A 23,218-nucleotide genomic window follows, 5' to 3' on the forward strand; every position below is an offset into this window, starting at 1 on the left:
CTCAGGCGTAGGTGATACTCAGGACTTCATAAGAACGTACGCCGCCAGGTGTGCGTACCTCGACACTGTCGCCTTCGTCCTTTCCAATCAGGGCGCGGGCAATAGGGGATTTGATGTTCAGCAGGCCGGCTTCGATATTGGCCTCATATTCCCCTACAATCTGCCAGGTCTTTTCCTCGTCAGTGTCTTCGTCAACAAGCGTGACCTTGGCGCCAAATTTGATAGCACCAGACAGTTTGGCAGGGTCGATCACATCGGTCAGTGAAAGAATGCCTTCCAACTCTTTGATGCGGCCTTCGATAAAACCCTGCTTTTCCCGGGCCGAATGATATTCGGCGTTTTCTTTCAGGTCACCCAGTTCCCTGGCCGAGGCGATGGCTTCGATAATAGCTGGCCGCTCGACGGATTTTAGGTTCTTGAGTTCGGCCTGAAGCGCAGCATTGCCCGCAGGCGTCATGGGAATTTTTTCCATATTCTTGTCGTCCACGCTGAAATTGTAACGCCCCGCCGCATGGAACCAGCGTCGGGGCGATTTGATGGGTTGGCAAATACCTGACCCAAATGATGCGTGAAATGCAAGAGGTCAAAGAAGACAGCAAGCTGGATTTGCGACTTAACGCCGTTGGATTGTGCGCCGTGGGCACCTGTTACGCTGTCCAAACAGCTGACCGCGCTGCCATTTCCAGGTGGTTGAGGCCATCCAGAGTGTTTCAAGCATATTGCACCACCTCAAACTCGATGCCGTTCTCATCATCGAAATAGAACCGCCTGCCGGGCTCGTAATCTGCATGCGACTTGGGGGTGAAACCTGCTTTGACCACCTTGTCTTCGGTTGCGTCGATGTCTTCGACCAGAACGCCGACATGATTCAGCCCCCCGATGATGTCATAGCTGCTTTCACCCGAGGGTTTGGGATCGCTGGGTGCATAAAGCGCCAGGTAGGTATGTGCGCTACCGACATGCACGGTATAGCCACCCGCGATTGCAGGGCCTTCCCAGCGGGTTTTCCAACCGAAGACGTCCTGCATCCATTTTGCCGAAGCCTGCGGGTCGCGGACAGTGAAATTGGTGTGTTCAAGTGTCGCCATCATGGGATCTCCTATTCAATTTGAGGCTTGTCCCGACTCACCGTAATTTCTAAACCTAACTTTAGGTCAAGGAATTTTTTGAGGGCGAGATGGCGATTTCAGAGGGGCTGGCAATAGGCGCTTTGGCCCAGCGCACCGGGCTGGCGGTTTCAGCGATCCGATATTACGAGGCGCAGGGTCTGATCGCCCCATGGCGCAACGCGGGTGGGCAGCGGCGATATCAGCGCGCCGACATAAGACGGTTGAGTTTTGTGATGATAGCGCAGCAATTCGGATTAACCCTGCCCGAAATCCGAGAAGTCCTGTCCGGCTTGCCCGGAAATCGTACACCAACGCCGCAGGATTGGAAAAACATCAGCAAGGATCTGCGGTCGCATTTGGATCAGCGAATCGATACGTTGATGCGCCTGCGTGACAATCTGGACGGATGCATTGGCTGTGGGTGCCTTAGTTTGCCCAAATGTGCTCTTTACAATCCTGATGACCGTGCCAAATCCAAGGGAAGTGGCCCCAGATACCTGATGGGTGACACTCCGGACACGTGATCTGCCGCATAGCGGCATAGTTACGCCGTGTTTCGATTGACCTGTGGCTTTCCCAGCATGTAATCAGCCGTGAAACAAAATTGCGCCGACCGTGCGTTAGATGCGCCAATTCGGAAAGTTAGCGAAGGAGCCCGCAATGGCCGAGATTGAACGCGAAGCGATGGAATATGACGTGGTGATCGTGGGCGCCGGCCCCGCGGGACTGTCGGCGGCCATCCGTCTGAAACAGCTGGATGCCGATTTGAACGTCGTCGTTCTGGAAAAGGGCTCGGAGGTGGGTGCGCATATCTTGTCAGGTGCGGTGCTGGACCCGTGCGGCCTGGATGCGCTGATACCGGACTGGAAGGAAAAAGGTGCGCCGCTGAACACGCCGGTTACCGAAGATAACTTCTATATGCTGGGTGAGGCCGGAAAAATCCGCATTCCGAACTTCCCGATGCCGCCGCTGATGAACAACCACGGCAACTATATCGTGTCGATGGGCAATGTCTGCCGCTGGATGGCTGAACAGGCCGAAGAGCTGGGCGTGGAAATCTTCCCTGGCATGGCCTGTTCCGAGCTGGTCTATGGCGACAATGGTGAAGTCAAAGGCGTTGTTGCCGGTGTGTTCGGCCTTGAGGCCGATGGCTCCTACGGCCCGAACACCGAGCCGGGCATGGAGCTGCACGGCAAATATGTCTTCTTGTCCGAAGGTGTGCGCGGGTCGCTGTCCAAGGAAGTGATCGCGAAATACGATCTGCAAGCCGGAAAAGAAGTCCAGAAATACGGCGTCGGCATGAAAGAGATCTGGGAGATCGACCCGGCCAAGCACAAGGAAGGCACCGTCACCCATACGATGGGCTGGCCCCTGGGCAGCAACGCGGGCGGCGGGTCGTTCATCTATCACCTGGAAAACAATCAGGTCTATGTCGGGTTTGTGGTTCACCTGAATTACAAGAACCCGCACCTGTACCCCTATATGGAGTTCCAGCGCTTTAAGCATCATCCGATGGTGGCCGAGCTGCTGAAAGGCGGCAAGCGCGTGGCTTATGGCGCTCGTGCGATTACTGAGGGTGGATATCAATCGATGCCCAAGCTGGTCGCGCCAGGCGTGGCGCTGCTGGGCTGTTCGGCGGGCATGGTCAATGTGCCGCGCATCAAGGGCAACCACAACGCGATGCTGTCTGGCAAAGCTGCGGCCGAGGCGGCATTTGATGCCATCAAAGCCGAGCGTTCGGGCGATGAATTGAATGTCTATGAAGCAGATGTTCGCGAAGGTGCCATCGGCAAAGACCTCAAGAAAGTGCGCAACGTCAAACCGATGTGGTCAAAGTGGGGTCTGATGCCCTCGCTGGCGCTGGGCGGTTTGGACATGTGGACAAACACTCTGGGCTTTTCGCTGTTTGGCACTCTGGGCCACGGTAAGAACGACGCGGAATCGACTGAAGAAGCCAGTAAACATAAACCGATCGACTATCCAAAGCCGGATGGCACGCTGTCCTTCGACCGCCTGACCAACGTCTCGTTCGCGATGACGAACCACGAGGAAAGTCAGCCTTGCCATCTAAAACTCTCGGACCCGGCGATTCCGGTCAGTGTCAATCTGCCCGAATTCGACGAACCTGCGCAGCGCTATTGCCCGGCGGGGGTGTATGAGATGGTCGAGGATGAAAATGGCCCGCGATTCGTGATCAACTTTCAGAATTGCGTTCACTGCAAGACCTGCGACATCAAAGATCCCAGCCAGAATATCACCTGGACCACGCCGCAGGGAGGGGATGGCCCGAACTATCCCAATATGTAAGCGAAAAATGGGCAATGGCGGCGTCGTGAAGGCTCTGCCATTGCCTCTTTCTGGTCAAAGCCCTAGCTTATTGCGCAACCGACAATCGCAAGGCAGGAATTTGGTGACTTTTCTCATTCGTCGCACAGCGTTGGCTGTGCTGTTTACCACGTCATTCGCCATTCCGGCTTATGCCGACACTGGGTTCGGTGCGTATCTTGCCGGGCGTCAGGCGATTTTTCAGGACGACTATACGGCGGCTGAGAAATACTTTGCGCAAGCATTGCGCGCAGATCCTCAAAACGACCGGTTGCTGGAGAATGTCGTCGTTGCGCGCTTGTCGCTGGGCGAGGTTAAGCGCGCTTTGCCGATTGCCCAAACCATCGAAGAGTTGGGCCTGCCCAACCAGCCCGCGAAAATGGCGATTGCCGCTAATCTGGTGGCTGAAGGCAAGCTGGATGAACTGCTGGCCCGCGACCCCGAAACGCAAGGTGTCGGGCCGCTGGTTGACGGGTTAATATTGGGCTGGGCCCATATGGGCCAGGGCGCGATGACCAGCGCGCTGGAGCAGTTTGACCAAGTTGCAGCGCAGGAAGGTCTGCGCGAGTTCGCGCTTTACCACAAAGCTTTGGCACTGGCCTCGGTCGGAGACTTTGAAGGCGCCGAGGCAGTCTTTGCGGCCGATAACGGTGTTGTGGCGCGATTTACCCGCCGCGCAGCGCTGGCACGGACCGAGGTTCTGTCGCAGCTGGACCGCAATGAGGATGCGCTGCAGTTTCTGGATGACGTGTTCGAGTCCGGCTCTGATCCCTCGATTGAAGGGTACGAATCGCGTCTGAGCGCTGGCGAAACGCTGCCCTTTACTCATGTCCGCACATCGCAGGACGGTATCGCAGAAGTGTTCTTTTCCGTGGGAGCCGCGCTCAGCAGTGAGGCGGCTGAGAATTACGTCCTGCTTTATGCGCAGGTCGCAGCCTTTCTGCGCCCGGATCACGTGGACGCAATCTTGTTGAGTGCCGAACTTTTGGACGAGTTGGAGCAATACGATCTTGCCGTCGAGGCCTATCGCAAAGTGCCCACGAGCAGCAGTGACTATCACGCTGCTGAACTGGGCCGGGCCGAGGTGCTTGTCACGGCAGGCAAAACCGATGCGGCGGAAGAAGTCTTGCAGACCCTTGCGACGCAGAGACCGGATCTGCCAAGTGTTCACGTGGCGCTGGCTGATTTGCAAAGACGTGAAGAAAACTATGCTGCGGCTGTCGAAACCTATAGCACAGCGATTGAATTGATTGATGCTGATGGTGGCGGCAACTGGTTCCTGCACTACGCCCGTGGTATCTCGTACGAGCGACTAAAGCAGTGGGACAATGCTGAGGCCGATTTCCGCCGTGCGCTAGAACTTAACCCCGACCAACCGCAGGTCCTGAATTATCTGGGTTATTCGCTTGTAGAACGGCGCGAAAATCTGGACGAAGCGCTTGGCATGATCGAACGCGCCGTCGCCGCACGCCCTGGTAGCGGCTATATCGTCGACAGCTTGGGATGGGTTCTGTTTCGACTGGGCCGCTATGAAGAGGCGGTCGAGCATATGGAGCGTGCCGTCGAGCTGATGCCGGTAGACCCAGTGGTGAATGATCACCTGGGTGACGTTTACTGGGCCGTGGGCCGCGCACGCGAAGCCGAGTTCCAGTGGAAGCGGGCATTGTCTTTCATTGACCTCGAAGACGCCGATGGTGAGGCCGACCCCGAGCGTATTCGCCGCAAGATCGAGGTCGGGCTGGACGAGGTTCTGATCGAAGAAGGTGCCGCGCCGCTGAAGGTCGCCAATGAAGGCTAAGGCTTTCGCGCCCGCCAAGATCAACCTTACCTTGCACGTCACCGGCCAGCGCGTGGACGGCTATCACCTGTTGGATTCGCTCGTGGTGTTCGCCGATCTGGGCGATACGCTGCATTTCACCGCAGGTGAGGCGCTGTCGATCTCTGTCACCGGCGAACATACGGCGGGTGTGCCAAGCGATAGTCGCAATCTGGTGTGGAAAGCCGCCGAGGCTGCAGGCTGGACTGGGCATATTGACCTGAACAAAGTGCTGCCGCATGGAGGCGGGATCGGTGGCGGTTCTTCCGATGCCGCCGCAACTTTGCGGATGATCGAGGGCCAGGGTGGGCACGTCCCGCCGGGAACTGCGCTGCGCCTAGGGGCGGATGTTCCTGTTTGCACGGCGGCCAGTCCCAGCCGTATGCGCGGCATCGGAGAACGTTTGGACCCAGTCACGCTCCCGCATCTACCGGCCTTGTTGGTCAACCCGGGCGTAGAGGTTCCAACCCCTGCTATTTTCGCGGCTTTGCAATGCAGGGAAAACCCGCCCATGGCAGAGGATATCCCGGTATTTGAGGGGCCTCAGGATTGTGCCGAATGGCTGGGGAAACAGCGAAACGACCTGGAAGATCCAACCACATTGCTGGCCCCCGAAGTCGCGCAGGTGCTGGATGCGCTGAGCGATACAAAAGCGGCGTTGTTGGCGCGCATGTCGGGGTCAGGATCGACCTGTTTCGCGCTGTATCCGACGATGAAAGCTGCCCATTTCGCCGCCTATGAGATTGGAGCAGCCCATCCCGACTGGTGGTGCCGTGCGGTTCAGCTTAACTAAGGCGCGCGACAACGAAGTCTGCCAAATCGCTCAGCAGGGTGCGGATCTCATGTTCGGGCAGGATGGTCAGCGACGCCTTGGCCTTATTGGCCCAGCCAAGCGCATCTTTGCGCGTCGCAGCAAGCGTACCGTATTTGCCCATAAGACCAAGAGCGGTTTCGAGATCACCGCTTTCCTGACGACCCTTACCTATGGTGCGCTGCCAAAACGCGCGTTCTTCAGGCGTGGCCTGCGCCACGGCCTTGATCACCGGCAGCGTCAGCTTACGCTCGCGGAAGTCGTCGCCGACATTCTTGCCGGTCGCTTTGCTGTCGCCCTGATAATCCAGCAGGTCATCAGCGATCTGGAAGGCAATCCCCAGCGCATCGCCATAATCGAAGAGCGCCTTGACCTGGGCTTCTGACGCTTGGGCGATGACCCCGCCCACCTCGGTTGCGGCTGAGAACAAGGCTGCGGTCTTGCCGCGCACAACCTGAAGATAGATGGCCTCATCCGTGCCCAGATCGGTTGCAGCAGTCATCTGAAGCACTTCGCCCTCGGCGATCGTGGCAGACGCATTGGCAAGGATGTCCAGAACCCTAAGAGACCCGGTCTCGACCATAAGCTGGAAGCTGCGTGAGAACAGGTAATCCCCAACCAGAACGCTGGATTTGTTATCCCAAAGCAGATTCGCTGTTGGCCGTCCGCGCCTTTGTGCGCTTTCGTCGACAACATCGTCATGCAACAGGGTCGCGGTGTGGATGAACTCAACCGTTGCCGCCAGACGCAAATGATGGTCGCCAGCATAGTCGAACAGCCGCGCCGCGGCCAGTGTCAGCATCGGACGCAGGCGCTTGCCACCCGCTTCGACCAAATGTGCGGTGACTTCGGGAATGCGAGGCGCGTGTTCTGAGGCCATGCGCGTGCGTATCAGGTCATTGACCGCGTCCATTTCACCCGAAAGAATCTCGGCCAGCCGCTCATGCGGTTTTGAGACTGTGCTGATGTTCATCACACTCCTGATACAAGGCTCGACTTCCGCCTCACCTTGCCCTTACATCCATCCCCATGAAAGAACTTTTGCGCAGCACCGATCCGACGATCCTGGCCTTTGCATCCGCCCTTCTTCAGGGCGAGGATATAGACTGCTTTCAGATGGACGTAAATATGAGCATCCTAGAAGGCGGCATTGGTATTTTCCCCCGGCGCCTTATGGTGCGGACCGATGATTTGACCCGCGCTGAACGGGTGATGCGCGACAACGAGATCCCGCTGGGCCGATGACGCAATTCACTGACCCAGAGCTAAGTTTGAACGACTTTCTGAATGGGCGCGTTCGGCTTTGGCAGCCCCTGTCCGGCTATCGCGCCGGGGTCGATCCTGTCTTGCTGGCGGCAGCGGTACCGGCCAAGGCTGGGCAATCCGTGCTGGAGCTGGGATGTGGCGCTGGTGCCGCCATCTTGTGCCTGATGGCGCGCGTGCCGGGATTGAACGCCACGGGTGTTGAGCTGCAATCGCCCTATGCCGATCTGGCCACCCGCAACGCGGATCAGAATGCGCAGGCGCTGACAGTGGTGCAGGCCGATCTGAGCAAACTGCCCGCTGAACTGAAACAACAGCAGTTCGATCATGTGATTGCGAATCCGCCCTATTACTTGGCCGGTGCCCACAGCCCTGCGGCGGACTCGGGTCGCGGAATTGCCTTGGGCGAGGATACACCGTTGCGCGATTGGTTCGATTGTGCGGCAAAGCGCCTTGCACCGCGGGGCTATCTGCACATGATCCAAAAGGCCGATCGGTTACCCGACATGCTGTCAGCCTGTGCGGGGCGGCTTGGCTCAGTCGAGGTTCTGCCTCTGGCCGCGCGGGCAGGTCGGAAGGCTGAATTGGTGATCATTAGGGCCAGAAAAGGCGGTCGGGCTGCGTTTCAACTGCATGCCCCGCTGATTTTGCACAAGGGTGTGCGCCACGAAAAAGACGGCGAAAGCTATACCTCTCAGATATCGTCCGTTTTGCGCGACGGTGCTGCGCTGAACGGGTTTTCGGATCAATAGGCGCCAACCAGCCGAATTTGTCAGATTTATTATAGAATCTGTGCGTCTGCAGCGTGACAGGCTGGAAACGATGTGCTCAACTTCCTACGTTATTCAGAGACACCAATGAAGGAGTATCGCCATGAGCGTGAGCGCACATCTGACGGAACTGAAGAAGAAGCACGAAACTCTCGGTCTCGAAGTAGAACAAGCCCAGCGCGCGCCAGGCATCGACGATCTCCATATCGCTCAACTCAAGAAACAGAAGCTAAGGCTTAAGGAAGAGATAGAGCGACTTTCCAGTTAACTTTTAAGGCTGGCGCGCGCGGCGATGGCCGCGCCGCCGGTGACCAGGACGGCTGCGATTGCCAGGCCCCAGGATGGGGCTGCGATCCCGGCAACCACCAAAACGACGGTAGACAACAGGGGCGCTGCATAAGACGCGGTGCCAAGAATCTGAATGTCGCCTTGTTTGACCCCGATATCCCAGACATAGAACGCCAGACCAACAGGCCCCAGCCCAAGTGCCGCGATCGAGGCCCAGCCAAAGGCCGTGTCCGGCCAAACGGTTTCTTCGATGGCTAGATGCAGACCACCCGAGGCGATGGCGGTAAAGATGCAGAACACAGCGACAGAGCTTGTGGGCGTATCCCCAAGACGACGGGACATAACGGAATAGCCCGACCAGGTCAGAGCACACAGCAGCGCCAGCCCGTAACCGGGTAGGTGGCTGGCCTGAAATCCTGCGCCACCACCCCCGGCGATGATCACAGCCGCCCCAGCAAAGCCCAGGCAGGCTCCGATCAGGTGCCCTGCACGCAGATGCTCGCCCGGTAGCAAGCCTGAGAACAGCACAATCAACAGGGGCCAGAGATAGGCAATCAGCCCGGCCTCGGCTGCAGGGGCCATGCGCAGGGCCGAGAAGTAGAGTGCGTGATAGCCAAACAACCCGATGGTGCCAAACAGATAGGTGGTCCAACGCACGGTCCGCAGCTGCCCCAGCCCGCCATTGACCCAGGTCCAGATCAGCCCCAGCGTCCCCCCGATCGAGAAACAGATCGTATTCAGCAAAAGCGCAGGAACGGGGGCTGAGCCGACGGTGAACAGGGCCAGAAGGGACCAGAGTAAAACGGCGACAAAACCGATAGTAGTGGCGCGGTTTCGGGTCATGCGGCTGACAGGTCCTCGACTGGAATGATGTCGAACTCATCGGATATATGTGCGGTCTTTTCAATCTCGGCCAGAAACCAATCCCGAAACGCCGCAATCTGAGGGCGGTTCTCGGCCCCCGAGAGGCACAGGAAGCGAAAGCGCCCCTTTGTTTCGATGGCGGTCTTGAAAGGTGCGACCAGCGTGCCTTCGGTCAGATCTTTCAGGATCATGGCCCGGCGGCCAAGCGCGACGCCAACGCCAGCAACAGCCGCGTCAATTGCGTGATCGGCGTTCGAAAACTCGGCACCATGGGTCGGGGTATGTGCGATGCCCACGGCCCTGAACCAGGCGGGCCAATCACTGGGTGGGGTCAGAAAGCGGATCGAGGCGTCATGGATCAACGGTGCATCCCGCAGGCTTTCCGGCGTGGTGAACTGGCGGGCGAGCTCGGGCGTCATGACCGGCGTCAGCCATTCCCGGCGCACTGGCACGGAATACAGCCCCTTATCCGCACCTTCGCCAAATCGGATGGCCACATCCACATCATCCCGTTCAAGGTCGATGATGCGTAACGTGGCCGAGAATTTCAGATCTATTTCGGGATGTGCGCGGGCAAATTCGTACAGGCGGGGCGCCAGCCATTTGGCCGTCAGGGCAGGGCCCGCTGTGACGGTCAGGCTAGTGTCGTCACCCTGTCTGCTCACGGCGCGCCATGCGGCTTGTAACGTGGCAAATCCATCCGCGGCGCCCGGGGCCAGGGTGCGCCCAGCCTCTGTCAGCTCCACCGCGCGGTTCAGGCGGTGAAACAGAGGGCGGCCCAAATGCTCCTCAAGGGATTTGATCTGAAAGGACAGGGCCGCAGGCGTTACATGCAGCTCTGCCGCGGCTTTGGCAAAAGACATGTGCCGGGCGGCGGCATCAAAGGCACGCAAAGCGGTCAAGGGCGGCAGGTAGTCGCTCATAGTATAGAAATTCTTAACTGAATGTTCAAAAAAGCTCGTTTGCGGCTTTGTCAACTAGAGTTCATATTGCTCATAAGTCAAGGAAAACTGTTTTGAACTGAGAGGCTGCCATGATTGAGATGACAACAAATCCAGCTGCACAATCGGCGATTCTGCGCGCGCATGAGGCGCGGGGCAAAGCGGTTCTGAATGTGTTGAAGTGGATTTTCGGTTCCCGCTGATCGCAGCGCGCGCGGTCTTACGGGATAAAAGAAGGGCCGGTTCTGCTTAGAACCGGCCCGCTTGCATTTTGACAGCCAACTTAGGCGAAGAACTGAGCACCATTGGCCGAGATAGTCGATCCGTTGATGAATTGCGAGTCTTCAGAGGCCAGGAAAGCAACGCAGCGTGCGATCTCTTCCGGTTCGCCCAGTCGGCCCGCCGGAATCTGGCTGATAATGGAATCACGAACCTTCTCGGGGACAGCCATGACCATTTCGGTTGCGATATAGCCAGGGCAGATAGCGTTGGCGGTGATGCCCGCGCGCGCGCCTTCCTGCGCCAGCGACTTCACGATTCCCAGATCGCCCGCCTTGGTGGCGGCATAGTTCACCTGAGCGAACTGACCCTTTTGACCGTTGATCGAGCTGATGACGATGACACGGCCAAACTTGCGCTCACGCATGCCAGGCCAAACCGGGTGAACGGTGTTGAATACGCCGGTCAGGTTGGTGTCGATCACCTGATGCCACTGCTCGGGTGTCATTTTGTGGAATGGGGCGTCCTTGGTGATGCCGGCATTGGCAACAACGATGTCGATCGGGCCAATCTCGGCTTCGACCTTTTCGATGCCCGCTTTGGATTCGTCATAATCCGCAACGTTCCATTTGTAGGTGGCGATTCCGGTCTCGTCGGTGAAATTCGCGGCGGCTTCGTCGTTCCCCGCGTAGGTGGCTGCAACATTGTACCCTTCGGCCTTAAGCGCCTTGGAAATTGCTGCGCCAATGCCGCGGGAACCGCCGGTGACGAGTGCTGTTCGTGCCATTTAGGAATCCTCCAATTTATGTCGTCTTGGTAATGCTGTTACTATTCCGAACCAGCCAGCGCAACAATATTGCGCAGGCAAGTTGCCGCAGCGCTGGGGTTTTTGGTTTCGCCTCAGGGTAGTGTGAGGCCACGATCTTTACCCAATGCACGGCAATAGTCGATCCAGTCCCTATTTTCCTTCAGCAGAGCCAAATTGCCAAAGCGAACGTGCCATGTCTCGGACAATCGAACCTGCGCGGACTGGATGTGTTTGTAGGGGTTCTTAATGCCTTCCATTGCGGCCTGATCACGAGCTTCCACAACGAATAACGCCGCGCTGGCAAGCGCGGCGTCTGTGGTTGTTTGGTCCTTGTTCCGGCGTGCTCTCAGCTCGGCCAGCTCTGTAAAGATGACGCTGCACTCCGTCAGGCTGGTCGAAAGCGGTTGACGGTTCTGTGCGTCTGCGGCCCCTGCAAAGCAAATCACAAGGGCCGAAATAAGAGTGGGCCGAGAAGGCATTGTTAGATCAGTCGCGCTCGACACATAGGGCGACGCCCATGCCGCCACCGATGCACAGAGTCGCCAGACCTTTTTTCGCGTCCCGCCGCTTCATTTCGAACAACAGAGTGTTCAGAACGCGGCAGCCCGAGGCGCCGATCGGGTGACCGATGGCAATGGCGCCGCCATTGACGTTCACGATGGACGGGTCCCAGCCCATGTCTTTGTTCACTGCACAAGCTTGTGCTGCAAAGGCTTCGTTGGCTTCGATCAGATCCAGATCGTCAACCGACCAGCCCGCCTTTTCCAGCGCCTTGCGCGAGGCATAGATCGGGCCGACGCCCATAATCGACGGGTCCAGACCAGCGGTAGCATAAGATGCAATCCGCGCCAGAGGCTCAATCCCGCGCTTTTCGGCATTTGCCGCCGACATCAGCAGGGTCGCAGCCGCGCCGTCGTTCAGGCCCGAGGCATTGGCGGCGGTGACCGATCCGTCCTTAGCAAAAGCCGGGCGCAGTTTGGCCATGGCTTCCATGGTTGCGCCGTGGCGGATGTATTCGTCCTTGTCCATCACGATGTCACCCTTGCGGGTCTTGATGGTAAAGGGGGTGATCTCATCGGCGAATTTGCCTGCCTTCTGCGCAGCTTCGGCCTTGTTCTGACTTGCGACGGCGAATTCATCCTGCATATCGCGGCTGATCTGCCACTTTTCAGCAACGTTTTCGGCGGTTTGACCCATGTGATACCCGTTGAACGCATCCCACAGTCCATCGCGGATCATTGTGTCGATATACTTCATGTCGCCCATCTTTTGTCCGGCGCGCAGAGCGGCGGCATGGGGCGACAGGGTCATGTTCTCTTGTCCGCCAGCAGCGACGATATCAGCATCGCCCAGTTGGATATGCTGTGCGCCCAGTGCCACGGCGCGCAGGCCGGATCCGCAGACCTGGTTGATGCCCCAGGCCGCGCTTTCTTGCGGCAGACCGGCGTTGATATGTGCCTGACGCGCCGGGTTCTGACCCTGGGCTGCGGTCAGAACCTGACCCAAAATTGTCTCGCTGACTTCGCCTTTTTCGATTCCGGCGCGTTCGACAACGGCTTCAAGAACGGCTGTGCCCAAATCATGGGCTGCGGTGTTCGCAAACGAACCACCAAAGCTGCCGACGCCTGTACGTGCGGCGGATGCGATAACTACATTGGTCATTATGATCAGTCCTTTACCGTCATGGTCCGGCGGAATGTCTGACGGCGCAGGTCGAGAGGTTCCCCCCGCAACAAGAGCGCCCCGTAATCCCCCGCTCAAGTATCACTGCAATAGCGCAATGCTGCATTTGCAGCAACGGGCAGCTTGTCTCAGGACCCAAGGTCCCTAGTTTTTTGGGGTTAACCCGCCGATTTCTGTTCGTTTTCCGTTTTCCAGGGCGCAGAAACCGTAGGTGCGCCGAACAGAAATCCTTGCAGACAATCGACGCCATTGGCCACCAAAAACTCAGCATCCGCCTTGGTTTCGACCGATTCGGCCGTGACCAGAATCTCAAATTCCCTTGCTACTGCGATCAGGGCACGAACCAGCGCCTGATTATCCGGGTTTTCACTGATGCCGCGGATGAACTGGCCATCAATCTTGGCGGCATCAAAAAGAAACTCGCGGAAATGGCGGAAGCAGAAATTGCTGGCCCCAAAATCATCCAGCGCAAATGCAACGCCACGTGGTTGCAACCGGTCCATGAAATCGACCACGAGTTCCGGCACGGTCATGGCCGAACTTTCGGAAATTTCAAGGATCAGCCTTTCACCGATACTGGCATCTTTTTTCATGAACCGGTCAAGAACACGCGACCAACGTCCATATCCGATCGACCGTGCGGACATATTGATCGACATGCGGATGTCCGGGGTGCGTGCCAATGTGCGCAGGCCCATTTCAAGCGCGATGCAGTCCAATTCGCGGCCAATCGGGGTGTTTTCAAGCTGAGGCATAAACTCGCGTGCCGGGATGACACGACCGGTTTCGTCCAGCACCCGGATGAAGCCCTCATAGAAGGCGATACCATGTGGCGCGTTAGCCTGCATGACCGGTTGAAAGGCCAGTTTGCACTGTTTGTGTTTGACAGCATCCGTAGCCATCTGGATCGTTGAGTTGTCGCGCGACAGCACAGCCGCGTTTAACGGGCTGTCTGATCCTTCGGGTAAATCTGCCAGTTTCCTGTCCCGCATGATCGAAATCGCTTCCCTACCGTCGTCGGTCAGGATCCAATTTCAGGGCAAAGATGTGAATCTGCGGTTAATGGAAATGAAAATGTCAGCGGGCTGCGTCCAGAACACGTCCCAGAGATCTCGCGGCACCAATAACTGCACCCGTAAAACCCAGCACCATCATGGCCAGTCCAAACGCGATCAGCGTTGCGGTCCCGGCGGCCAGCGCTGTCAGCATTGCGACAAGCAGGCCTATCAGTCCTAAAACTGTGGAAAATGTTGTCCAACGGGTCATGATAATCTCCGGTCACTCGTAATGCACATCGTTTGGATATGTGCAGGCTAAGCTAATTTTCAAGAAAATCAGCACATGACCGGCGGATTCAAGCTCGTTTTGCTTCGGATTTGTGCGTTTCGGTCTCAAAATGCTCAAATCCAGGCGTCCCTCGATCCCTGGGGTTGCGCGAGATATGCTTGGCTTTGATCTGCTCCGAGCTATCCCGGCTGCCGTCATGGCTGTAACCGGGTGGGGCAAAGCAATAGGCCAACCGCTGACGCAAAGTTAGCCCCGATTGCGTGGCATCCTGCCAGATTCCGACCCATTCGTGAAAAGCGACGCGCAACGGGTTGAAGGTTCCGATATTGTGAACCAACCCATAGTCGACCTTGTCATCGACCTGCTCTGGCACAAAGGTGCCAAACATCTTGTCCCAGATGATGAACACGCCAGCATAGTTGCAATCCAGATAGCGCGCGTTGCGGCCATGATGGGCGCGGTGGTGGCTGGGGGTGTTCATAACCGCCTCGAACCAGCGGGGCATCTTGCCGATGGCCTCGGTGTGAATCCAGAACTGATAGATCAGGTTCAGACCGCCGACAAACAGAACCATTGCCGGATGAAACCCCAGCAGGATCAGCGGCGCGCGCACGACCATCATGAAGGTGAATGTATAAGTCCAGGTCTGACGCAACGCTGTGGTCAGGTTGTAATGCTGAGAGCTATGATGGTTCACATGGCTGGCCCAGACCCAACGGATGCGATGCCCGAACCGATGCACCCAATAGTAACGCAAATCGTCCAGCAAAAAGCACAGGACAATCACCGGGATCGAGGTGCCCAGGTTCAGCGGAGTAATCTGCCACAACCACATAAAGAACCCGTAGGCGATGAAACCGAGCAGAAACCCCGAGGCAATATTGCCCGCGCCCATGATCAGCGAGGTGACCGCATCCCGCGTTTCATAGCGCCCGCCCCGGCCTTTGAAAGCGATCCAGACGAACTCGGCCAGAATTGCGGCAATAAAGAACGGGACTGCCCATTGCACGGCATCGGGAAAGGAAATCTGGTCGGTCATGCGGGCTCCATCAGGTGTCGCCAGTGGGCGCGTTCGATGTCATCGAGGTGGATGCGGGTTGAGGGGGTTCCGAAATCATGAAACTGAACTTCGAATCCGTCCGGATGCTCGATCCAGTCATAATCCTGCAGGTGGCGGGCCACGGTATCCGCGCCGAACGACCACAAAAGGCCCGAACCGGTTGTGGTTCGGATCAGCGCGGAACGTTGGTCATGCGCTACGGTTACATCTGCGATCACGTCATCTGGGAAATGGCGCGACCATTGCGCGCGCGCCAGATCAAGTGTCAGGGCAAACTGCCGCGAACGGCCAGTCAGATGCAGCAGAATAGTAATTCCGCCTATCCCCCCGATGACCAGAACTAACAATATCTCCAGCGGCATGACTTCCTCCTGACCCACAAACTGCAAAGCGGAGGCTTGGCTGTCAAAGGTGGCGTCGCGTAAGCTGAAATTCGACCTGAAGCACCGGTTGGGGATCACGGTACCCGTGCAAAGAGGTCAGTTGGAAATCGTATAGGTCCCCCCGGAATCACCCTTGCCCTTGTTGCGGGTAAAGGTCACCTGGTTCCCTTCAATCGTTACTTTCTGGCAATCCTGCGGGATCTGATTTCCGCCAACAACAAGCGTTCGGCACCAAAAACGTTTGTTCCAGATCCACGCGCCCGAGAATTTGACCTTGTCGCTGGTTTGTCCGGAAATCTTCCCGTCGGGTGAAATAAGCACCCAAGTGCCTCCATCTACCAGTTTTTTACCAGCGACAGCATTCTGAAAATCTTGCTTTTTCTTGATGTCTTTGGCCTCGGCGACCAATGCCGAGCCCAAAATCAGACAGGCAGCAGTGGCCAGAGTGAATAGGTTCTTCATAAAGAAAGCCTCCTCGTTACAACGACGGGGAGGCTATCATAAATTCAGGACTTCAGGAAAACGACCTTAGCTTTCTTCCGCTACCAGTGCCGCAATGATCGCCTTGGCACTGTCTGAATTCCACTCGGCATCCCCGATCAGGCGGGCGACTTCATTGCCATCGGGGTCAAGAATGACCGTGATTGGCAGGGCAATGACACCGAACTCACGTGCCACAGCCGAGCCCGGATCTTGATGGCGCGGCAGGTTCTCGATGTTGTTTTCCTCGAAAAACTTCTTGATCCCCGCGGGTGAGTTGCGCCCAGTGGCCAATGTCAGGACTTCGAATTTGTCACCCCCGAATTCCGCCTGCAACTCGGCGATCTGAGGCATTTCCTTGCGGCACGGTGCGCACCATGTGGCCCAAAAGTTCAGCAGAACGTATTTGCCCTGATAGTTGGCAAGCGTTGCGGTGCCACCGTCATCTTCCAACTGAAATTCGACCAAGGTGTGCGGTTTGGGCTCTTTGTGCAGGATCAACCGCTTCAGGGTGCCTTCGCGCAGCGGACCCAGAGTTTCCGCATCTGTGGCCAAAGCCGCGTTTGCACCTAGCGCAAGGGCCATATAAAGGGGGATCAGACGAAATAGGCGCATATCAACTCCGGGTTTTCTTACATGACCGATCAATCTTCGAACCAGATGTGGGGCGGCCGCTTTGCCGCCGGTCCAGACGCGATCATGGAGGCAATCAATGCCTCGATCGGGTTCGATCAGCGGATGGCAGCCCAGGACATTGCAGGCTCGCGCGCCCATGCCGCCATGTTGGCTGCCACAGGCGTTATAACTGATAGTGATGCTGAAGCTATTCGGGAAGGGCTGCTCACCGTATTGTCAGAAATTCAGAGTGGCGCGTTTCAGTTCTCGACCGCGCTGGAAGACATCCACATGAATGTCGAGGCACGGCTGAAAGAGGTCATTGGCGAACCTGCAGGCCGTTTGCACACAGGCCGGTCGCGCAATGATCAGGTGGCAACCGATTTTAAACTGTGGGTGCGTGATCAGTTCGATGCCGCCGATACCGGTCTGCTGGCCCTAATCCGCGCGCTTTTAGCGCAGGCAGAGGCCGGGGCGGACTGGGTCATGCCGGGCTTTACGCATCTGCAAACCGCCCAGCCTGTGACCTGGGGTCATCACATGATGGCTTATGTCGAAATGTTCGGGCGTGATCTGTCGCGCGTCCGCGATGCCCGCGCGCGGATGAACGAATCCCCACTGGGGGCTGCCGCGCTGGCTGGAACCTCGTTCCCTATTGATCGGGTCATGACCGCCGAGGCGCTGGGCTTTGACCGTCCCGCTGCCAATTCGCTGGACGCCGTCAGTGACCGCGATTTTGCGCTGGAATTTCTGTCAACTGCTTCGATCTGCGCAATGCACCTGTCGCGCTTTGCCGAAGAACTGGTGATCTGGTCTTCTGCCCAGTTCCGCTTTGTCACCCTGTCTGACCGTTTTTCGACTGGCTCGTCTATCATGCCGCAAAAGAAGAACCCGGATGCGGCAGAACTGATCCGTGCCAAGGTCGGGCGCATTTATGGCGCCAACACCGCGCTGATGATGGTGATGAAGGGCTTGCCGCTGGCCTATTCCAAGGACATGCAGGAAGACAAGGAACAGGTTTTTGACGCTGCCGATAACTGGATGCTGGCGCTGGCAGCGATGGAAGGCATGGTCAAGGATATGACCGCCAACCGCGAAAGCCTGGCTGCGGCTGCAGGGTCGGGTTTTTCGACCGCGACTGATCTGGCCGACTGGCTGGTGCGCGTTCTGGGCCTGCCGTTCCGCGATGCCCATCACGTCACCGGATCGCTGGTTGCGATGGCCGAGAGCAAGGGCTGCGATCTGCCGGACCTGACGCTTGCGGATATGCAAACAGTGCATGCGCAGATCACCGATGACGTCTTTTCTGTCCTTACGGTGCAAAATTCGGTAAACTCGCGCCAGTCTTACGGCGGCACGGCACCGGATCAGGTGCGGGCTCAGGTCAAGCGATGGAAGGCGTTGGTGTAATGCGAATTCTGACTGCGGTTCTGTTGATTCTGGCCGGGGTAACCCTGGCCGGATGCGGTGCGGATGGTGAACCGATCCAACCAACGATGAGCGCCAATATCGGCGTCGGCACCAGCGGCGCCTATGTCGGGGGCGGCGTTGGCCTGCAACGCGGCCCCCTGAGCGTTTTTCTCGGGCGGTAGTGTTTCCCGAGTTGCAGTTTCAGCACTCAGTTCCCATTTCAGACCGATCAATGGCGCTTGGCCGTAAACCTTGGAAAAAGAAATGAATATGAAGATTTTAGGCCTGTTCTTTGGCCTCGCCATTCTTGCGGCTTGCGACCCATCCTATAAACCGCGACCCGATCCCGAACCCCAATCCGGCGGATCTGGAATTTCGATATCCGGTTATGGGCGGGTCGGCGTTTCGCATATTGAATGACGCGACACCCCTGTTTGCGTAGAATCCATTGATCCGCCGGGGCATTCTGGTCTAAGCGCGTCTTTATGGATCACTTTCTTTACCGCGACGGCGCGCTTTACGCCGAGGATGTCCCGATCTCCGAAATCGCAGCTGCGGTTGGGACACCCTTTTACGTCTATTCGACGGCGACGCTGCTGCGTCATTTCCAGCTGTTCGATGAGGCGTTGGACGGGACCGACCACCTCGTATGTTATGCGATGAAGGCCGCCAGCAATCAGGCGATCCTGAAGACGCTGGCCGAGGCAGGCGCGGGGATGGACGTTGTTTCGGGTGGAGAATACCTGCGGGCCAAAGCTGCCGGAGTGCCCGGCGATAAGATCGTGTTTTCGGGCGTTGGCAAAACAGCCGAAGAAATTCGCACCGCTCTGACCGGTGGCATTCGTCAGTTCAACGTGGAATCCGAACCCGAGATGGAGGTGATCAACGCCGTTGCGCTTGATTTGGGCGTCGTTGCTCCGATCACCGTTAGAGTAAATCCGGATGTGGACGCCAAGACCCACGCCAAAATTGCCACCGGAAAATCCGAGAATAAATTCGGCATTCCGATCGCCCGTGCGTCAGAAGTCTATGCCCAGGCTGCCAGCCTGCCCGGGCTGGAGGTCATTGGCATCGACGTCCATATCGGCTCGCAACTGACCGAGCTGGAGCCTTTTGCATTGGCCTATCAGAAGGTTGCTGAGCTGACTGAGACGCTGCGCAGTGAGGGCCACAATATTCGCCGCCTCGATCTGGGCGGGGGGCTGGGCATTCCTTATGCGCGCTCAAACGAAGCGCCGCCGCTGCCTTTGGAATACGGTGCGCTGATCAAAGACACTCTGGGTCATCTGGGATGCGAAATCGAAATAGAGCCGGGCCGCCTGATTGCCGGTAATGCTGGTTTGATGGTCAGCAAAGTGATCTATGTGAAATCCGGCGAGGGCCGGGATTTCCTGATCCTCGACGGTGCCATGAACGACCTGATCCGCCCGGCCATGTACGAAGCCTATCACGATATCGTACCGGTGATCGAACCCGTGCCGGGCACGGAACAGCAACCTTATGATATCGTCGGTCCGGTTTGCGAAAGCGGCGATACATTTGCCAAGCAACGGCAGATGCCGCTACTGGGTGCTGGTGATCTGGTCGCCTTTCGCAGCGCAGGGGCCTATGGCGCGGTCATGTCCAGCGAATACAACACGCGGCCCCTGATACCCGAAGTTCTGGTGCACGGAGATCAATTTGCCGTAATTCGTGAACGTCCGAGCTTTGACGAAATCATAAACCGCGATACCATACCCGAGTGGCTCTGACGCAATAGACGCGCGGGCCGGTGAACGGAGGCCCGACTTGACCGCAAGAGAAACCTTGCCGATCCCCAGATTGTCTTTGCTGCTAACGCAGGTGGGGATGCTAAGCGAGCAGGTTTGGCGGTCTTTCTGGCCGTTTTTCTCAATTTCCATGGCGCTGTTGGCCGCGCTGATGCTCGGACTGCAGGACCATGTCGGGGTGGAAACCGTTTGGGTCGCGGGGTCGGCGGCGTTGATTGGGCTGTTGGTTGCACTGATCCACGGCGCGCGGCGGTTCCGTATCCCAACACGAAACGAAGCGTTGATCCGGATGGATGAGACCCTGCCAGGGCGTCCTATCCAGGCTCTGATGGATGAACAGGCCATCGGCGCGATGGATGCTGATTCTGTGGCCCTGTGGCGGGCTCATCAGGCGCGTATGGCTGAACGTGCCGCGCAGGCTGCGCCGGTAAAGCCCGATCTCCGACTGGCCGACCGCGACCCCTATGCTCTGCGGTTCATAGCTTTGCTGGCGCTGGTGATTGCCGTGCTTTTCGGCTCATTTTGGCGCATAGGATCCGTGACAGAGATGACACCGGGTGCAGCTGTTGCCGGGCAGGGACCAAGTTGGGAAGGCTGGGTCGAGCCGCCACGCTATACCGGCTTGCCAACGCTTTATCTGGCAGATCAATCCGACCCGGCACTTTCGGTCCCGCAAGGCAGCCGCATCACATTGCGATTCTACGGCGAGGTCGGTGCGCACAGCTTGACCGAAACCTCGACACCGCTGGGCACGGAAGCGGTCACCGACCCTGAACAGGAATTTGTCGTCGAACGTTCGGGCCGAATGACGATAGACGGGCCTTCCGGGCGCGATTGGGCGTTAGAAGTGATCGCAGATACGTCTCCGCAGATCACTGTGTCGGATGTTGCCAAATCCGAAGCGGGCGGCCAGATGAAACTGCCCTTTGCGGCCAAAGATGATTACGGTGTGATAGCAGGCTCTGCACTGATCGAACTGGATCTGGATGCAATTGATCGGCGCTATGGTCTGATGGCGATTCCAGAACCGCGTGAGGTGATCGAGGTTGAGTTACCGATGCCCATTACAGGCGACCGGGCTGATTTCACCGAGAATCTGATCGAGGATTTCTCACAACATCCCTGGGCGCATCTGCCAGTCAAGATCACTTTGATGGCGCGTGATGCTGCCGATCAGCAAGGGCAGTCTGAACCCTATACAACAGCGCTTCCGGCGCGTCGGTTCTTTGATCCGCTGGCGGCTGCGATCGTTGAACAGCGGCGCGATCTGCTGTGGTCACGGGACAACGCGAAACGGGTATCTCAGATTCTGCGGGCGGTATCGTATCTGCCCGAGGACCTGTTCCGCTCGGATACGGCCTATTTACGCCTGCGGGTGACACTTCGGCGGCTTGAGACATTTACCGAATACGGGTTGAAGCCGACGCAGCAGGAAGAAATCGCGGCCTCACTATGGAAGCTGGCCGTATTGATCGAGGACGGTACGCTTGCCGACGCTCTTGAGCGGATGCGCCGGGCGCAGGAGCGCCTGACGGAGGCGATGCAGAACGGGGCAAGCGACGAAGAGATCGCTGAGCTGATGCAAGAGCTGCGCGAGGCCACCCAGGACTACCTGCAACAGTTACAGCGGTTGGCAGAGCAGAACGGTGAAGAAGGTCAGCAGGGGCAAGACGGAGAATCCTTGCAGATGACGCAGGATGATCTGCAACGGATGATGGATCGAATTCAGGATCTGATGGAGCAGGGCCGTATGGCCGAGGCGCAGCAGGCGCTGGAGGAATTCCAGCAGATGATGGAGAACATGCGCGTCACGCAAGGTCAGGGTCAAGGTCAGCAATCCGAAGGCCAACAGGCGATGGAGGGTTTGGCAGAGACATTGCGCGATCAACAGGGGCTGAGCGATCAGGCTTTCCGCGATCTGCAAGAGCAGTTCAATCCCGGTGCGCAGACTGGTGAAAACCAGGGCAATCAGGGCCGCAATGGCGGTCAGGGCCGTGGTCAGAGCCACGAAGGCCAGGGCGGACAGGGGCAGGGTGCGGACCAGGCTGATGAAGGTCAGCAGGGTCAGGGTTCGCTGGCCGATCGTCAACAGGCCCTGCGCGATGAACTGGGCCGCCAGCAACAAAACCTGCCCGGTGCCGGTACCCCGGAAGGCGAAGCCGCCCGTGATGCGCTTGGGCGCGCTGGCCGCGCCATGAATGAGGCTGAGCAGGCTCTGCGGAATGACGAGCTGGCTGATGCTATCGACAACCAGTCCGAAGCGATGGATGCGCTGCGGGAAGGGATGCGCTCGTTAGGTGAGGCCTTGGCCCAGAACCAGCAGAATCAACCAGGTCAAGGCAGCCAGGAAGGCGATATGCAGGCCAACAACCGCGATCCACTGGGCCGCAACCCTGGGGCAAACGGGTCGATGTCAACCGATGAGAGCCTGCTGCAGGGTGAGGACGTGTATCGCCGTGCCCGCGAGTTGCTGGACGAAATTCGCCGCCGGACCGGTGAATCTGAACGTCCCGAGATTGAATTGGAATATCTCAAGCGCCTGCTTGAACGGTTCTGATCAGTTCTGAGAAGCGCCAGCCTGGGTATCCAGCCAAAGCCGGGCTTGATCCACCAAAGACACATAAGGTTTGAGAACTGCATCCGCCTGAGGAACAGCCTCACTGATTTGCGGAGCATTGCCGTAGATCAGGAACAGGATCACACCAAGTATCAAGATCAGAGCGAACCCACGCAGAAAGCCACCGGATTTGCGGGGCGCAGGCGCTGATACCTCGGGCGCATCTGCAGAGGCGTCGCCGCGGAATCCGGAATTGATCGTCTCGACATCGGGCAGGGTGTCACCTTGCCCGGAATCTTTAGCGGTTTCTGTAGCTGTCAGTTCCTTGACCGCCTGTTCGGGGTCTGGTTCCGGCTCGGAAGGTGGATCAAGAGCAAGATCAGGCTGGCTTTCAAGGCTGCTGCCTTCCTGGGCCCGCAATTCGGCTTCGCGTGCGGCTTCTTCCTTCAGAATATCGGCGACCGAAGGATCCACATTGCTGACCGGCGCACCATCCTTTGGTGGGGTTTCGGGCTCGGGCTCGGTCTGGTCGGCGGTTTCTGGCTCCGCCGGTGGAACAGCCTTATCCTCGGCAGTCGTTTCATCTGCAGGTTGCTCAACGGTTGGATCCGCCGGATGTTTGGCCTGGAACCACGTTTTCTCGCAATTCGAACACTGAACATCGCGGCCTTCCTCTGGAATGACCTCGTCTGGCACCTCGTATTGGGCACTGCAGTTGGGACAAGTAAGACGCATGCTGCCTCCGGGCCGGGGGTTGGCC

Annotated in this window: 27 protein-coding genes; 12 read left to right on the forward strand and 15 right to left on the reverse strand. The window is 57.8% G+C overall.

What is annotated here, in order from left to right:
- Position 1 precedes the first annotated feature (1 nt).
- Both greA and AC2FGB_RS05460 read right to left on the reverse strand, forming a co-directional pair.
- Positions 2-472: a transcription elongation factor GreA gene (gene greA, locus AC2FGB_RS05455; protein ID WP_142635396.1), complete on the reverse strand. Its 471-nt coding sequence runs from the start codon at positions 470-472 to the stop codon at positions 2-4.
- 238 nt (positions 473-710) lie between these two features.
- Positions 711-1,091 carry a VOC family protein gene (locus AC2FGB_RS05460; RefSeq protein WP_142635398.1) on the reverse strand — a complete coding sequence of 127 codons (381 nt, stop codon included), beginning with the start codon at positions 1,089-1,091 and terminating at the stop codon, positions 711-713.
- A gap of 86 nt (positions 1,092-1,177) precedes the next feature.
- Here AC2FGB_RS05460 and soxR point away from each other — a divergent pair, with 86 nt between their 5' ends.
- From soxR to AC2FGB_RS05480, 4 genes are all read left to right on the forward strand, one after another.
- On the forward strand, positions 1,178-1,633 hold the full coding sequence (gene soxR, locus AC2FGB_RS05465; RefSeq protein WP_142635400.1) for a redox-sensitive transcriptional activator SoxR: 456 nt from the start codon (positions 1,178-1,180) through the stop codon (positions 1,631-1,633).
- A gap of 136 nt (positions 1,634-1,769) precedes the next feature.
- On the forward strand, positions 1,770-3,416 hold the full coding sequence (locus AC2FGB_RS05470; protein ID WP_281972570.1) for an electron transfer flavoprotein-ubiquinone oxidoreductase: 1,647 nt from the start codon (positions 1,770-1,772) through the stop codon (positions 3,414-3,416).
- A gap of 7 nt (positions 3,417-3,423) precedes the next feature.
- Positions 3,424-5,232, forward strand: a complete 1,809-nt coding sequence (locus tag AC2FGB_RS05475) for a tetratricopeptide repeat protein (protein ID WP_496693560.1) — start codon at positions 3,424-3,426, stop codon at positions 5,230-5,232.
- The gene (locus AC2FGB_RS05480; RefSeq protein ID WP_496693561.1) at positions 5,222-6,043 is read left to right on the forward strand and encodes a 4-(cytidine 5'-diphospho)-2-C-methyl-D-erythritol kinase; all 822 of its coding nucleotides are present in this window, start codon (positions 5,222-5,224) and stop codon (positions 6,041-6,043) included. Before AC2FGB_RS05475 ends, AC2FGB_RS05480 begins: the two co-directional genes overlap by 11 nt.
- Here the strand turns inward: AC2FGB_RS05480 and AC2FGB_RS05485 are convergent.
- A complete protein-coding gene (locus tag AC2FGB_RS05485; RefSeq protein ID WP_496693562.1) occupies positions 6,036-7,034 on the reverse strand; it encodes a polyprenyl synthetase family protein in 999 nt (332 codons plus the stop codon). The two genes, AC2FGB_RS05480 and AC2FGB_RS05485, sit on opposite strands and share 8 nt — an antisense overlap.
- A 56-nt stretch (positions 7,035-7,090) precedes the next feature.
- Here AC2FGB_RS05485 and AC2FGB_RS05490 point away from each other — a divergent pair, with 56 nt between their 5' ends.
- From AC2FGB_RS05490 to AC2FGB_RS05500, 3 genes are all read left to right on the forward strand, one after another.
- On the forward strand, positions 7,091-7,306 hold the full coding sequence (locus AC2FGB_RS05490) for a putative signal transducing protein (protein WP_142635410.1): 216 nt from the start codon (positions 7,091-7,093) through the stop codon (positions 7,304-7,306).
- A complete protein-coding gene (locus AC2FGB_RS05495; RefSeq protein ID WP_496689021.1) occupies positions 7,303-8,076 on the forward strand; it encodes a tRNA1(Val) (adenine(37)-N6)-methyltransferase in 774 nt (257 codons plus the stop codon). Before AC2FGB_RS05490 ends, AC2FGB_RS05495 begins: the two co-directional genes overlap by 4 nt.
- A gap of 121 nt (positions 8,077-8,197) precedes the next feature.
- Positions 8,198-8,362 carry a YdcH family protein gene (locus tag AC2FGB_RS05500; RefSeq protein ID WP_142635414.1) on the forward strand — a complete coding sequence of 55 codons (165 nt, stop codon included), beginning with the start codon at positions 8,198-8,200 and terminating at the stop codon, positions 8,360-8,362.
- Here AC2FGB_RS05500 and yddG read toward each other — a convergent pair.
- The 11 genes from yddG to AC2FGB_RS05555 all read right to left on the reverse strand — a co-directional run bounded on the left by yddG (position 8,359) and on the right by AC2FGB_RS05555 (position 16,722).
- Entirely contained in the window at positions 8,359-9,225 is an 867-nt protein-coding gene (yddG, locus tag AC2FGB_RS05505) for an aromatic amino acid exporter YddG (protein WP_496689020.1), read from the reverse strand. The genes AC2FGB_RS05500 and yddG overlap by 4 nt on opposite strands.
- Complete coding sequence (locus AC2FGB_RS05510; RefSeq protein ID WP_142635418.1) at positions 9,222-10,169, reverse strand: transcriptional regulator GcvA; 948 nt, start codon at positions 10,167-10,169, stop codon at positions 9,222-9,224. Before AC2FGB_RS05510 ends, yddG begins: the two co-directional genes overlap by 4 nt.
- A 301-nt stretch (positions 10,170-10,470) precedes the next feature.
- Positions 10,471-11,193 (reverse strand): acetoacetyl-CoA reductase, encoded by a 723-nt coding sequence (gene phbB / locus AC2FGB_RS05515; protein ID WP_271948478.1) that lies wholly within the window; start codon positions 11,191-11,193, stop codon positions 10,471-10,473.
- Between the two features lie 113 nt (positions 11,194-11,306).
- Complete coding sequence (locus AC2FGB_RS05520) at positions 11,307-11,693, reverse strand: hypothetical protein (RefSeq protein WP_496689016.1); 387 nt, start codon at positions 11,691-11,693, stop codon at positions 11,307-11,309.
- A gap of 7 nt (positions 11,694-11,700) precedes the next feature.
- Complete coding sequence (locus AC2FGB_RS05525) at positions 11,701-12,876, reverse strand: acetyl-CoA C-acetyltransferase (RefSeq protein ID WP_142635424.1); 1,176 nt, start codon at positions 12,874-12,876, stop codon at positions 11,701-11,703.
- 179 nt (positions 12,877-13,055) lie between these two features.
- Positions 13,056-13,889 (reverse strand): EAL domain-containing protein, encoded by an 834-nt coding sequence (locus AC2FGB_RS05530; RefSeq protein ID WP_271948473.1) that lies wholly within the window; start codon positions 13,887-13,889, stop codon positions 13,056-13,058.
- 85 nt (positions 13,890-13,974) lie between these two features.
- On the reverse strand, positions 13,975-14,163 hold the full coding sequence (locus tag AC2FGB_RS05535) for a hypothetical protein (protein ID WP_281995235.1): 189 nt from the start codon (positions 14,161-14,163) through the stop codon (positions 13,975-13,977).
- An 88-nt stretch (positions 14,164-14,251) separates the two neighbouring features.
- The gene (locus AC2FGB_RS05540) at positions 14,252-15,223 is read right to left on the reverse strand and encodes a sterol desaturase family protein (protein ID WP_496693563.1); all 972 of its coding nucleotides are present in this window, start codon (positions 15,221-15,223) and stop codon (positions 14,252-14,254) included.
- On the reverse strand, positions 15,220-15,606 hold the full coding sequence (locus AC2FGB_RS05545) for a hypothetical protein (protein ID WP_281995234.1): 387 nt from the start codon (positions 15,604-15,606) through the stop codon (positions 15,220-15,222). The genes AC2FGB_RS05540 and AC2FGB_RS05545 overlap by 4 nt, the downstream gene beginning before the upstream one ends.
- A gap of 117 nt (positions 15,607-15,723) precedes the next feature.
- Positions 15,724-16,089: a dihydrodipicolinate reductase gene (locus AC2FGB_RS05550; protein WP_496693564.1), complete on the reverse strand. Its 366-nt coding sequence runs from the start codon at positions 16,087-16,089 to the stop codon at positions 15,724-15,726.
- 66 nt (positions 16,090-16,155) lie between these two features.
- Entirely contained in the window at positions 16,156-16,722 is a 567-nt protein-coding gene (locus AC2FGB_RS05555; protein ID WP_281972560.1) for a TlpA disulfide reductase family protein, read from the reverse strand.
- 21 nt (positions 16,723-16,743) lie between these two features.
- Here AC2FGB_RS05555 and argH point away from each other — a divergent pair, with 21 nt between their 5' ends.
- The 5 genes from argH (at position 16,744) to AC2FGB_RS05580 (ending at position 22,458) form a co-directional block, all read left to right on the forward strand.
- Positions 16,744-18,132, forward strand: a complete 1,389-nt coding sequence (gene argH / locus AC2FGB_RS05560) for an argininosuccinate lyase (RefSeq protein ID WP_281972559.1) — start codon at positions 16,744-16,746, stop codon at positions 18,130-18,132.
- Positions 18,132-18,314 carry an argininosuccinate lyase gene (locus AC2FGB_RS05565; RefSeq protein WP_281972558.1) on the forward strand — a complete coding sequence of 61 codons (183 nt, stop codon included), beginning with the start codon at positions 18,132-18,134 and terminating at the stop codon, positions 18,312-18,314. Before argH ends, AC2FGB_RS05565 begins: the two co-directional genes overlap by 1 nt.
- An 82-nt stretch (positions 18,315-18,396) precedes the next feature.
- Complete coding sequence (locus AC2FGB_RS05570; protein WP_185956656.1) at positions 18,397-18,552, forward strand: hypothetical protein; 156 nt, start codon at positions 18,397-18,399, stop codon at positions 18,550-18,552.
- Between the two features lie 65 nt (positions 18,553-18,617).
- The gene (lysA, locus tag AC2FGB_RS05575) at positions 18,618-19,883 is read left to right on the forward strand and encodes a diaminopimelate decarboxylase (protein ID WP_496693565.1); all 1,266 of its coding nucleotides are present in this window, start codon (positions 18,618-18,620) and stop codon (positions 19,881-19,883) included.
- Positions 19,884-19,920: 37 nt separating this feature from the next.
- Complete coding sequence (locus AC2FGB_RS05580) at positions 19,921-22,458, forward strand: TIGR02302 family protein (RefSeq protein ID WP_496693566.1); 2,538 nt, start codon at positions 19,921-19,923, stop codon at positions 22,456-22,458.
- On the opposite strand, the gene AC2FGB_RS05585 is transcribed toward AC2FGB_RS05580, so the two are convergent.
- Positions 22,459-23,193, reverse strand: a complete 735-nt coding sequence (locus tag AC2FGB_RS05585) for a zinc-ribbon domain-containing protein (protein ID WP_496676603.1) — start codon at positions 23,191-23,193, stop codon at positions 22,459-22,461. It abuts the gene before it with no gap.
- Positions 23,194-23,218: the final 25 nt, after the last annotated feature.

This window comes from Ruegeria sp. CDSC021 (assembly GCF_059610845.1).